Source organism: Pseudoponticoccus marisrubri, assembly GCF_001482405.1.
Lineage (GTDB): Bacteria > Pseudomonadota > Alphaproteobacteria > Rhodobacterales > Rhodobacteraceae > Pseudoponticoccus > Pseudoponticoccus marisrubri.
Map to the genome: position 1 here is coordinate 35,394 of NZ_LPXO01000007.1, position 11,678 is coordinate 47,071.

An 11,678-nucleotide genomic window follows, 5' to 3' on the forward strand; every position below is an offset into this window, starting at 1 on the left:
ATCCGGATGCAGGAGTTTTTCAAGCGTTTACGCAGGGCCACGAATAGCAGAGGTTGCGCTGAAGCTGCAGGAGGCCGTGACATGGCGACACTCGATTGGCACGCGGAGCGCAGCGATCTCTCCGGGATCGCCCTGCTCGACCGCGCCCCCGAAAGCGACGGCATCGACCTGCGGGCCGTGCGCCTCTACCGGCAGGCCCAGGTGCGCCGCGAGATGGCGCGCCACGGCGTAGATGCGGTGATCCTGTCTGACCCGGTCAACATCCGCTACGCCACCGGCGCGCGCAACATGCAGGTGTTTTCGCAGCGCAACGCGCCCTCGCGCTACCTGCTTCTGACGGAACACAGATCCATCCTCTTCGAATTCACCGGCTGCCTCCACCTGGCCGAAGGCTTCGAGACGATTGACGAGGTGCGCCCCGCCAGCACCGCCAGCTTCGTCGCGGCAGGCCCCGAGATCGCGGCCCGCGAAAAGGCCTGGGCCATCGAGATGACCGCGCTGATCACGGAACAAGTCGGACGCGGCGCCACCGTGGGGTTGGAGCGTCTGAACGCCGGCACCGCGATTGCGCTGCGGGACTGCGGGCTGAGTATCGTGGATGCGCAGCAGCCGGTAGAGATGGCCCGCGCCATCAAGTCGGAAGAAGAGATGAAATGCGTCAACGCCTCGCTCCGCGCGACCGAGGCCGGCGTGGCGAAACTGCGCGCCGCGATCCGCCCCGGCCTGACCGAGAACGAGCTCTGGTCCGTGCTGCACCAGTCGGTCATCGCGCAGAACGCGGATTATTGCGAGACGCGCCTGCTCAACGCCGGCGCGCGCACGAACCCGTGGTTCCAGGAAAGCTCTCCCCACGTGATCGGCGCAAACGAGCTGATCGCGCTTGATACGGACGTGGTCGGCTGCCACGGCTACTACTCGGATTTCTCGCGCACCTTCCATTCCGGCCCCGACAGGCCCGACGACACGCAGCGCGAGCTCTACAAGGTCGCCCATGAGCAGGTGCAACACAACATGGGCATCCTGAAACCCGGCATGAGCTTTCGCGACTATGCCGACCGCGCCTGGGACATCCCCGATAAATACTACGCCAATCGCTACTACCTCTCGGCCCATGGCTGCGGCATGACCGGCGAATACCCCTATCTCTACCACCGCGGCGACTTCCCCGATGCCGGCTATGACGGAGAGATCCTGCCCGGCATGACGCTCTGCGTCGAAAGCTATATCGGCGCGGAAGGCGGCAAGGAGGGCGTCAAGCTGGAGCAGCAGGTGCTGGTGACCGAAACCGGCATCGAACTCCTGTCGCGCTTCCCGTTCGAAGACGACCTGTTGCGGTAACGGGGGAGAACCGTGCGGGCGCTTGTGTCGGTTTCCGGTTGGTCGTTCGCGGGCTCACGCTCCTTCATCAAGCCTGAAACAACGGAAAGCTCACACCCAGCGCCCAGGCCAACACCAGCCCCAGGGCAAGGCCCGGGGCCAAAGGGCCGGTGCGGCGGGCGGCGTGGCGGCCCATCGTGCCGAAGACGAGGTAGAACAGCACGAGGACCGGGGCGATCATGATCAGGAAGAACAGCCCCTCGAAATCCAGCGCCACGGCAATGCCGAGCGAGGCGAGGAAACCCGCCCGGGCCAGCAGCCGCCCCACCGCCGACAGCCGCAGCGTCAGAGTCGCGTCGGCCAGCATGCAGGGCACCGCGCCGAGCGCCACGGCCGCGATGATCCAGAGCCGCTCGGGCGTGGGCCAGAAATTCGCCGCGTGGCGATCGAGCGAGAAACCGAAAACCGCGCAGGCCAGCAGAAGAAGCCCCAGCGCCGGCCATGACAGCCTGCCAAGGGACACACCGCAGGCGCGCAGCACAGCCAGCTGCACCGCCCCGAACAGCGCCATGTGCAGCGCCAGGTAGTCGGCAACAAGGACCGGCAAGACCGCGATCTCCAGCGGGGCGGCCACCAGCGGGGCCAGCAGGGTCGGCGCGGCCACTGCCAAGGCGACCTGCCCGCGGGTGAGACGGCCCGCGGGCAGCGGGTTCTCCGGCAGCAGGCGGCTCAGCGGCCGAAAGGACAGCACCAGCCCCGCCAGGAGCCCAAGGATGGCCCAGCCGGTCGGACGCATCGCGGTCTCGGTGCTGCGCCCGAAGACGTGGTTCAGCCAATCCAGCGCTGCCTGTCGGCCCACGCGGCTGTGCAGGATCGAGACATGCTCGGAATAGGGCGCGATGACGGCGCGCCGGATGTCGTCGCCTTGAGCGACGGTTTCGCCGGCCTCCGTCTCGGGGTCGCGCATGCGCAGTGTCTCGACGGCGAAGTCGCGCAGGCCCGGCTCCCAAGCGCCGGTGACGATCAGCAGGTCCGCGGGCGCCTCTGCGGTGATCTCGCGCGAGAAGGCCGAGAGCAGCACCAGCGGTCCGATATCCGACCGCGCCGCGGCCACACGGACCAGCACATCGGTCGCCATGGAATGCCCCAGCAGCGCCACGGGACCCTCTCCGGTCGCGACCGCGTCGATCACCTGCCCCACCTGCGCGACCAGCAGCTGCGTCGTGCCATCCTCCGCCGTGACATCGCCCGACATGGGCACGGGGTGGCGCCCATGGCCGAGGAAATCGAAAACATGCACGCGATAGCCCGCCCGGGCCAGCGGCAGCGCATAACCCTGCATCATCTGCTGCGAGCCCGCGAACCCGTGCGCCATCACCACCACCGGCCCGTCCGCGTCGGCGCGCTGATAGGCAGTGACGGGCGTCTGCCCCACGTCGAAGCGCGTGATCTCTACCCCGTGCCGCGCCACCTCCAGCACGGCGAGCGACAGCAGGATCATGAGCGCGGCGATGACAGGTCTCAGGGGCATGCCTGTGTCGAGTGTCCAGTAGCGGTGGTTGAGGGCGTGAATGTCACCCCAGAGGATAGGTCACATTTCGCGAATGTCCGGCAGCCCTCTCGCAACAAGCGCGCCTCTCTGCGACCCGCAGATGGTGCAACAGCATTTCAGGATTCGAGCATAGCTTGACTCAAGCGACGTCCGGCGTACGGCACCGGCCCGGCGCCCTTAGGCCGGATAACTCGGCGCTGCTGCTCCGTGGGCGTCCATGCTGCGGCGCGGGTGCGGGCTTGGGTGAGCTGTGCCGGGGTCAGGTCGCGTTCGAGATGGGTCTTCTGGATCTCGGCATCCTTGCTGCCCGCGGCGGCGGCGATCTCGTACCAGGTCATGGCGGTGACAAGGTCCTGCGGGGCGCCCTTGCCGTTCTCCAGCGCCCAAGCGAGGCTGATCTGGCCGAGGATATGGCCCGTCACGGCCGACTGGCGGTAGAGTTCGACGGCCCGCGCCTGGTTCTTCTCGACGCCGAAGCCGTGGAAATACAGCTGACCCAGCCGCGCCATCCCCTCGGGGTCGCCCTGATCAGCCGCGGCACGGTAGAGCGCGGCTGCGCGGGCCCGGTCCTTCCCGACACCGTCGCCGAAGAAATGCGCCCGGCCCAGCGCAACCAGCGCGGCGCTGTCCCCGGCGGCGGCGAGCGGTTCCAGGATCGCGATCGCGGCGGCATGATCGCCGCGCTGCTGCGCGGCACGGGCGGCGGCCACGGTCTCGGCGCGTGCCGGGGGCAGACCCGCCAGCGCGGCCAGCAGGACGAGGGCGGGCAGTATCCGGGGATCAATGCGCATGGTGGCCACCTGTCGGAGAACGGGTCATGCGCCAAGCCTAGCACGATGCCACGCGCGGCACCGGTCGGCATATCCCTACCCCGCGCGCTCAGCCCGCGATGCGCCGCAGGTAGGCTCCGTAATCCGTCTTGTGGAACATCTCGGCCCGCGCCAGCAGCGCCTCGCGGTCGATCCAGCCCTGGTCGAAGGCGATCTCTTCGGGGCAGCCGACCTGCTGGCCCTGCCGCTCGGACAGGGTGCGCACGAAATTGCCCGCATCGAGCAGCGAGCCATGCGTCCCGGTGTCGAGCCAGGCATAGCCCCGCCCCATCTGGCGCACGTTAAACGCGCCATCCGCCAGGTAGCTTTCCAGCAGCGAGGTGATCTCCAGCTCGCCCCGGGCAGAGGGCGTGACGGAGCGGGCGCGCTCGGGTGCGCTGCCGTCGAGGAAGTAGAGCCCGGTCACGGCATAGGGCGAGGGCGCGACCAGCGGCTTCTCGACGATGTGGCGCACCGTGCCGTCAGGGGCGAAATCGACCACGCCGTAGCGCTCGGGGTCCGCGACGCGGTAGCCGAAGACCGTGCCGCCCGTCTCTTGGGCATCGGCCGCCTGCAGCTGCTCGGGCAGGCCGTGGCCGAAGAAGATGTTGTCGCCCAGCACCATGGCCGAGGGTGCGCCGGCCAGGAAGGCCTCGGCCAGCAGGTAGGCCTGGGCCAGCCCGTCGGGCGAGGGTTGCACGACGTAATCCAGCGACAGCCCCCACTGCGCCCCGTCCCCCAGCGTGCGCTGGAACTGCTCCTGGTCCTGCGGCGTGGTGATGACGCAGATCTCGCGGATCCCCGTCAGCATCAGCACCGAAAGCGGGTAGTAGATCATCGGCTTGTCATAGACCGGCAGCAGCTGTTTCGACACGCCCATGGTGATCGGCCAGAGCCGCGTGCCCGAGCCGCCGGCGAGGATGATGCCCTTGCGTCGCGTCATGAAAGGTCCTTCAGAATGTCGGCGAGGCCCGCCTTCCAGTCCGAAGGGGTAATTCCGAAATCGGCCGTCAGTTTGGCGCAATCCAGTCGGGAATTGAGCGGTCGCGCCGCCGGCGTGGGATACTCGGCCGTTGGGATCTGGGTCACGGTCACGGCGCGCCCCGCCCGGGCAAGGATCTCTTCCGCGAAACCGGCCCAGCTGACGGCGGGCTGGCCCGCGAAATGATAGGTGCCGCCGCCCTGCCCCGCGACCATCGCCTGCGCCATGGTCCAGAGCGCGCGGGCGATGTCGGCGGCCGGGGTCGGCCCGCCCACCTGGTCATCCACGATGCGCAACTCTTCGCGGCTCTCGGAAAGGCGCAGCATCGTCCGGACGAAGTTGGATCCGTGCGCCGAGACCACCCATGAGGTGCGCAGGATCGCGTGGGGTCCACCGGCGGCGCGGATCGCCTCCTCTCCGGCCAGCTTGGAGCGGCCATAGGCGTTGAGCGGCCCGGTGGGTGCGTCCGGGGCCCAGGGCGTGTCGCCCGAGCCGTCGAAGACGTAATCGGTCGAGACATGCAGGAAGGGGATGCCCCGGTCGGCACAGGACCGCGCCATGGCGCCCGGCGTGGTGCCGTTGATCGTGGTGGCCAGCGGCTCTTCCGCCTCGGCCCGGTCCACGGCCGTGTAGGCGGCGGCGTTGATCACCACGTCCGGCGCGGTCTGGCCGATCATGCTGACGCAGGTCTCGGGATCCGTCAGGTCGGCCTCGTCCCGGCCCAGCCGGATCGCCTGCACCCCGTGAGGCGTGCGGCGATCGAGTTCGCGGGCGACCTGCCCGGTGGTGCCGAAGATCAAGGCCTTCATCACGTGCTCCTTTCCAGCGGGGCGGTGCCCAGGCGCTGGCCGACCCCATCCCGGGCCTGGAGCGCGCGCCACCAGGGCGCGTTGTCCAGGTACCAGCGCGCGGTCCGCTCCAGCCCTTCCTCCACGGTAACGGAAGGGCGCCAGCCCAGTTCCGTGCGGATCCGCGTCGGGTCGATGGCATAGCGCGCATCATGGCCGGGCCGGTCGGTCACGAAGGTGATGAGATCGGCATAAGGCCCCTCGGCACGCGGGGCCAACCGGTCGAGGATGCCGCAGAGCGTGCGCACGAGGTCGAGATTGCTGCGCTCGTTCTCGCCCCCGATATTGTAGCTGCGCCCCACCTGCCCCTGCGCGGCCACCAGCAGCAGCGCATCGGCGTGATCCTCGACGTAAAGCCAGTCCCGGATGTTCTCGCCCTGCCCATAGATCGGCAGGGGCTTGCCCGCCAGCGCGTTCAGGATGACCACGGGGATCAGCTTTTCGGGGAAGTGGTAGGGGCCGTAATTGTTGGAACAGTTGGTCAGCACCACCGGCAGGCCGTAAGTCTCGTGCCAGGCGCGCACCAGATGATCCGAAGACGCCTTGGAGGCCGAATAGGGCGAGCGCGGATCATAGGGCGTGTCCTCGGTGAACTTCACCGCAGGGTCGGCGGGCAGCGAGCCGAACACCTCGTCGGTCGAGACATGGTGGAAGCGGAAGCGCTCGGGCCGCCCCTCGGTCACCCAGTAGGCGCGCGCGGCCTCCAGAAGCGTGTAGGTGCCGGTGACATTGGTGTCGATGAAGGTGCCCGGCCCGTCGATCGACCGGTCCACGTGGCTTTCGGCAGCCAGGTGCAGGATCACGTCGGGGCGATGCTGGCCGAGGATCCGGTCCAGCGCGGCGCGGTCGCGGATATCGGCATGTTCGAACGTGTAGAGCGGATTGTCGGCCACCGAGGCCACGTTGTTGAGGCAGGCGGCATAGGTCAGCGCATCCAGATTGACCACCTCGTGCCCGCGCGCGACGGCCAGCCGCACCACGGCCGAGCCGATGAACCCGGCGCCGCCGGTGACAAGAAGCTTCATGCGGCCTCCCAGGCAAAGGGGCTGTCGAACGCGGCCAGCGCGGGCGCGGCGGCGTCCTTGTCGGACAGGACCGGCGGGCCGGTCAGCCCCCAGTCGATGCCGATATCGGGATCGTCGAAGCGCACCGCGCCGTCACACTCGGGCGCGTAGGTGTCGGTGCACTTGTAGAGGATCTCGGTCATCGGTTCTCGCGTGGCAAAGCCGTGCAGGAACCCCTCGGGGATCAGCAGCTGGCGGCCGTTCTCGAAGCTCAGCTCCACCCCGACCCAGCGGCCATAGGTGGGCGAGCCCGTGCGGATGTCGACCGCCACGTCGAAGAGCCGCCCGCGCCCGCAGCGGACCAGCTTGGCCTGCGCGTGCGGCGGGCTCTGGAAATGCAGGCCGCGCACGGTGTTCTCGGTCTCGCTGAGCGAGTGGTTGTCCTGCACGAAATCGTAATGCAGCCCGTGTTCGGCCATGCGCGCCTTGTTCCAGCTTTCGCTGAAGAAGCCGCGCGCGTCGCCGAAGCGCCGGGGCGTCAGGATCAGGACACCGGGAAGGTCGGTCTGGACTATCTGCACATCACGTCCCGTCGTTGCAAATGCCCCCGGCACCGGGCTTAGCGGATCGTGCCGCCGGGGGAAACGGGGTTTTGCCCGATGCGCCCGAGGTGTTGCGCCGACGCGCCGGACGGCCGCGCAGGGGCGTGCAGGCATTCGCCCCGTGCATGGCGGCCTGCGGTTGCCTTGCCCCGGGCCCGGGCGTAAGGCGCCGATGCAACAGGACGGAGAAGCGACATGGGTGTGTTCGAGCGGTATCTGAGCGTCTGGGTCGCGCTGGCCATGGCCGGCGGGATCGGGCTGGGACTGGTGGCGCCGGGGCTGGTGGGACTGATCGCGGGCGCCGAGGTCGCCAGCGTGAACCTCGTGGTGGCGGTGCTGATCTGGGCCATGGTCTACCCGATGATGGTGGGCGTGGACCCGAAATCGCTGAAGGACGTGGCCCGGCAGCCCAAGGGGTTGGCCATCACGCTGGTGGTGAACTGGCTGATCAAGCCTTTCACCATGGCCGCGCTGGGGGTGCTGTTCTTCGAGGGGATCTTCGCGCCGCTGCTGCAACCCGAAGAGGCCAGCCAGTACATTGCCGGGCTGATCCTGCTGGGCGCGGCCCCCTGCACCGCCATGGTCTTTGTCTGGTCGCATCTGACCCGCGGCGACGAGACCTACACGCTGTTGCAGGTCTCGGTGAACGACCTCGTGCTGGTGGTGGCCTATGCGCCCATCGTGGCCTTTCTGCTGGGCGTGACCGACATCGCGGTGCCGTGGCAGACGCTGGTCCTGTCGGCCGTGCTCTTCGTGGCGCTGCCGCTGGCCGCTGGCCTCTGGACCCGGGCCCGGCTGCGCGATCCCGCGCGGATCGAGGCCTTTCAGGGTCGGATCAAGCCGGTCTCGATCGTCGGGCTGATCGCCACGGTGGTGATCCTCTTCGCACTGCAGGGCGAGGTGATTCTCGACCGGCCGCTTGTCATCGTGCTGATCGCCGTGCCGATCCTGATCCAGAGCTACGGCATCTTCGCGCTCGCCTATGCCGCCGCTTGGGCGCTGAAGGTGCCGCACCGGATCGCGGCACCCTGCGCGCTGATCGGCACGTCGAACTTCTTCGAGCTGGCCGTGGCCGTGGCGATCTCGCTCTTCGGGCTGAACTCGGGCGCGGCACTGGCCACCGTGGTGGGCGTGCTGGTCGAGGTGCCGGTGATGCTGTCGCTGGTGGCGCTGGCGAACCGCACCCGGGCCCGCTTTGCCTGAAGACCCGGGCCGGGGGACGCCCCCCGGCCCGCTCAGACCAGCGCGCGGCGCAGCAGGTTCAGCCCGGCGATCAGCAGCACCAGCAGCGTGGCGCGCCGGAACGCGGCCTGGTCGATTCGCGCCCGCACAAGTCCGCCCAGCCACATGCCAAGGAAGGCCGGCGGCAGCAGCATCACCGACAGCCAGACCGTCTCTCGGTTGAGCACGCCCGAGCCCATATGCGCGACGGTCAGCGCCACGGCGCCCAGCCCGTAGATGACGCCCTGCACGCGCATCTGCTCGCTCTTCTCGGTGCCGAGCGCGGTCAGGTAGGCCACGGTGGGCGGCCCCCAGACCCCCGAGAAGCCGCCGATGAACCCCGCCAGCGCGGCGCAGCCCACCTCCCAGCCGCGATGCGCCGCAGCAAGACGCGGCTGCCAACCGAGCAGCTGCAGCACGGCGAAGAGGCAGATCGGGGCGCCGATCATCAGCAGCAGCACGTCCTGCGGCAGCCACGAGACCAGCTGCGCCGAGGCCAGCAGCATCGCCATCCCCACCAACAGGAAGACCCGGAAGCGCCGGATCGAGCCCAAAGCGGCCGCCGGGCCCTGCGCCAGCGCCTGCACGCCATTTGTCGCAAGCGTGGGCAGAATCAGCCCCGCAAGCGCCCATTCGGGCGAAATCAGGCTTCCGAGGCCCGAAACCAGCACCATGGGCATGGCGAAACCGACCATGCCCTTGACCGTGCCGGCCAGCAGCGCGACGCAAAGACACAAGGCAAGGACGGGGCCGGAAAACGGGGGGAGGACTTCGAGCATGTCCGCGCCATATCATGCGCCACAGGGACCTGCGTACCGAAATCGGCTGCGCAACAATTGAACACCGGTTCGGGCTCCTTTGTATTTTTGTTGCGCTGCGCGTGCGAAAGGACTAGGAGAACGGTAACCGCGAGAGAGGATGTGACGAATGCCCCATGACGGACAAGACCTGAACCTCGGCGATGCCCTTCTGGCCGACCTTCTGAGCCTGACACGGCAGAGCCTCGACCCGGTGGAGACCGTGTTCGAGACCGCCCGCGCCCGCGTGCGCGAGATGGTCAGCGCCGATGGCCGCGTGTCGGGCACACTGGTCGAGGCCCACCAGACCGCCGCGCATGGCCTGGCCTGGCTGGCCACCTACCGCGAAAGCCTGCGCCAGATGCAGGCCTGGGCCGAGCGGCTGGAGGCCGAGGGCACCTTCGGCGAGGTCGAGCAGCTGATCCACCAGATCGCCTTCGGCGAGTATCTCTGGCAGATCTATGGCGGCATCCAGATGAACCAGGGCGAGGTCGTGCGCCTGCAGGACATGGGGCTGGCGCAGGAGGACATGCGCGCGCTGATGTCCGACGCGGTGATGACCCTGACCCGGGGCGGCAACACGCAGGCCGCGCGGAGTCGGCTGGTCGAACTGATGCAGGAACGCGCCGCCGAGATCACCGTGGGCCGCAGCGGGCTGGATGACGAGCTGGAGATGATCCGCGAGCAGTTCCGCCGCTACGCCGTCGACAGGATCGAACCGCATGCCCATGAGTGGCACCTCAAGGACGAGCTGATCCCCCTCGAGGTGATCGAGGAACTGGCCGAGATGGGCGTGTTCGGCCTGACCATCCCCGAGAACCTCGGCGGTCTGGGCATGTCCAAGGCGTCGATGTGCGTGGTCTCCGAGGAACTGTCGCGCGGCTATATCGGCGTGGGCTCGCTGGGCACGCGCTCCGAGATCGCGGCCGAGCTGATCCTCGCCGGCGGCACGGATGAGCAGAAGGAAAAGTGGCTGCCCCAGCTGGCCAGCGGCGAGGTGCTGCCCACGGCGGTCTTCACCGAGCCGAATACCGGCTCGGATCTCGGCAGCCTGCGCACCCGGGCGGTCAAGGACGAGAACGGCGATTACAAGGTGACCGGCAACAAGACCTGGATCACCCATGCCGCGCGTACCCATGTGATGACGCTGCTGGCCCGCACCGACCCGTCCAGCGACGACTACAAGGGCCTGTCGATGTTCCTGGCCGAGAAGACGCCCGGCGACGATGCCAACCCCTTCCCCACCGAGGGCATGACCGGCGGCGAGATCGAGGTGCTGGGCTATCGCGGCATGAAGGAATACGAGCTGGGCTTCGACGGCTTCCACGTGAAGGGCGAGAACCTGTTGGGCGGCGAAGAGGGCAAGGGCTTCAAGCAGCTGATGGAGACCTTCGAATCGGCGCGCATCCAGACCGCGGCCCGCGCCATCGGCGTGGCGCAATCGGCGCTGGATGTCGGCATGCGCTACGCGCAGGACCGCAAGCAGTTCGGCAAATCCCTGATCGCCTTCCCGCGGGTCTCGGGCAAGCTGGCGATGATGGCGGTCGAGATCATGGTGGCCCGCCAGCTGACCTATTACTCGGCCTGGGAAAAGGATCACGGCCGGCGCTGCGATCTCGAGGCCGGGATGGCCAAGCTGCTGGGCGCCCGCGTGGCCTGGTCGGCGGCGGACAACGCGCTGCAAATCCATGGCGGCAACGGCTTCGCGCTGGAATACACCGTGTCGCGCATCCTCTGCGACGCCCGCATCCTGAACATCTTCGAGGGTGCCGCGGAAATCCAGGCACAGGTGATCGCACGCCGCCTGATGGCCTAGGCGATATCGGACGACGTCCAGTGGACGCCTTCCCCGCGGCACGCGGAAATCCAGGCCGAGGTCATCGCCCGCCGCCTGATGGCGTGCGCAAGAGACTGCTGCAAAAAAACGGATCAAAGGCGCCCCGCGGGGCGCCTTTTTTGTCGCCCCGCATTGCCCCGAAGTCACCAGCCGCAACTGATCCGGATCAAGGCCGGCGGTTCCCGCCCATGGTCTTGAAATCGTGAGACAACATCACGGAGGCTCGGATGAGCTACAAGGAGACGATATCGACCTTCCGCCCCAAGGTGCGGGAGTTCAACGCCGCGATCGGCGAGACGGCGACGGGGTTTGGCGCCATCGTGACCAGCCTGAAGGGCGACGGGGCATTGGATCACAAGCAGAAAGAGCTGATCGCGCTCGGCATCGCCGTGGCGATCCGCTGCGAGCCCTGCATCCTGTTCCATGTCGAGGCCCTGGTGCGGCTGGGCGCCACGCGCGACGAGATTGCCGAGACGCTGGCGGTCTGTGTCGAGATGGGCGGCGGGCCGGGCGTGATGTACGGCACCAAGGCGCTGGCCTGTTTCGACGAGCTCAAGGGCTGATCCGGGGCGCGGGCGCCGCAGACCACGCAGCGCCCCGCCCGACCCACATCCCGACATTGCCACCGGCGCGACAAAAACTCTTCCTCAAGAGTTTTGCAAATTTCATCCATGAAATTTGCCCGCGCCGGGTGGCGCCGTCCGGCCCC

General features: G+C 68.2%; 11 protein-coding genes. 4 read left to right on the top strand and 7 right to left on the bottom strand.

Translation table 11 applies throughout. From position 1 onward, the window contains the following. The first annotated feature begins 81 nt into the window (after window positions 1–81). Window positions 82–1,338: a M24 family metallopeptidase gene (locus AVJ23_RS12720; RefSeq protein WP_058862582.1), complete on the top strand. Its 1,257-nt coding sequence runs from the start codon at window positions 82–84 to the stop codon at window positions 1,336–1,338. Window positions 1,339–1,405: 67 nt separating this feature from the next. Here the strand turns inward: AVJ23_RS12720 and AVJ23_RS12725 are convergent, their stop codons facing one another. The 6 genes from AVJ23_RS12725 to rfbC all read right to left on the bottom strand — a co-directional run bounded on the left by AVJ23_RS12725 (window position 1,406) and on the right by rfbC (window position 7,093). Next, complete coding sequence (locus AVJ23_RS12725) at window positions 1,406–2,848, bottom strand: alpha/beta hydrolase (protein WP_058862583.1); 1,443 nt, start codon at window positions 2,846–2,848, stop codon at window positions 1,406–1,408. A 137-nt stretch (window positions 2,849–2,985) separates the two neighbouring features. Further along, window positions 2,986–3,660 (bottom strand): tetratricopeptide repeat protein, encoded by a 675-nt coding sequence (locus AVJ23_RS12730; protein WP_058862584.1) that lies wholly within the window; start codon window positions 3,658–3,660, stop codon window positions 2,986–2,988. Window positions 3,661–3,748: 88 nt separating this feature from the next. Further along, window positions 3,749–4,621 (bottom strand): glucose-1-phosphate thymidylyltransferase RfbA, encoded by an 873-nt coding sequence (gene rfbA / locus AVJ23_RS12735; RefSeq protein WP_058862585.1) that lies wholly within the window; start codon window positions 4,619–4,621, stop codon window positions 3,749–3,751. Next, window positions 4,618–5,469, bottom strand: a complete 852-nt coding sequence (gene rfbD, locus AVJ23_RS12740) for a dTDP-4-dehydrorhamnose reductase (protein ID WP_058862586.1) — start codon at window positions 5,467–5,469, stop codon at window positions 4,618–4,620. Before rfbD ends, rfbA begins: the two co-directional genes overlap by 4 nt. Further along, on the bottom strand, window positions 5,469–6,533 hold the full coding sequence (rfbB, locus tag AVJ23_RS12745) for a dTDP-glucose 4,6-dehydratase (RefSeq protein WP_058862587.1): 1,065 nt from the start codon (window positions 6,531–6,533) through the stop codon (window positions 5,469–5,471). The genes rfbD and rfbB overlap by 1 nt, the downstream gene beginning before the upstream one ends. Next, window positions 6,530–7,093 carry a dTDP-4-dehydrorhamnose 3,5-epimerase gene (gene rfbC / locus AVJ23_RS12750; RefSeq protein WP_058862588.1) on the bottom strand — a complete coding sequence of 188 codons (564 nt, stop codon included), beginning with the start codon at window positions 7,091–7,093 and terminating at the stop codon, window positions 6,530–6,532. Before rfbC ends, rfbB begins: the two co-directional genes overlap by 4 nt. A gap of 216 nt (window positions 7,094–7,309) precedes the next feature. Between rfbC and arsB the strand changes: the two genes are divergently transcribed. After that, on the top strand, window positions 7,310–8,317 hold the full coding sequence (arsB, locus tag AVJ23_RS12755) for an ACR3 family arsenite efflux transporter (RefSeq protein ID WP_058862589.1): 1,008 nt from the start codon (window positions 7,310–7,312) through the stop codon (window positions 8,315–8,317). Between the two features lie 32 nt (window positions 8,318–8,349). Here arsB and AVJ23_RS12760 read toward each other — a convergent pair whose 3' ends face one another. Further along, a complete protein-coding gene (locus tag AVJ23_RS12760) occupies window positions 8,350–9,114 on the bottom strand; it encodes a sulfite exporter TauE/SafE family protein (RefSeq protein ID WP_058862590.1) in 765 nt (254 codons plus the stop codon). A gap of 148 nt (window positions 9,115–9,262) precedes the next feature. Here AVJ23_RS12760 and AVJ23_RS12765 point away from each other — a divergent pair, with 148 nt between their 5' ends. After that, window positions 9,263–10,948 carry an acyl-CoA dehydrogenase family protein gene (locus tag AVJ23_RS12765; RefSeq protein WP_058862591.1) on the top strand — a complete coding sequence of 562 codons (1,686 nt, stop codon included), beginning with the start codon at window positions 9,263–9,265 and terminating at the stop codon, window positions 10,946–10,948. Between the two features lie 248 nt (window positions 10,949–11,196). Next, window positions 11,197–11,532, top strand: a complete 336-nt coding sequence (locus AVJ23_RS12770; protein ID WP_058862592.1) for a carboxymuconolactone decarboxylase family protein — start codon at window positions 11,197–11,199, stop codon at window positions 11,530–11,532. Window positions 11,533–11,678: the final 146 nt, after the last annotated feature.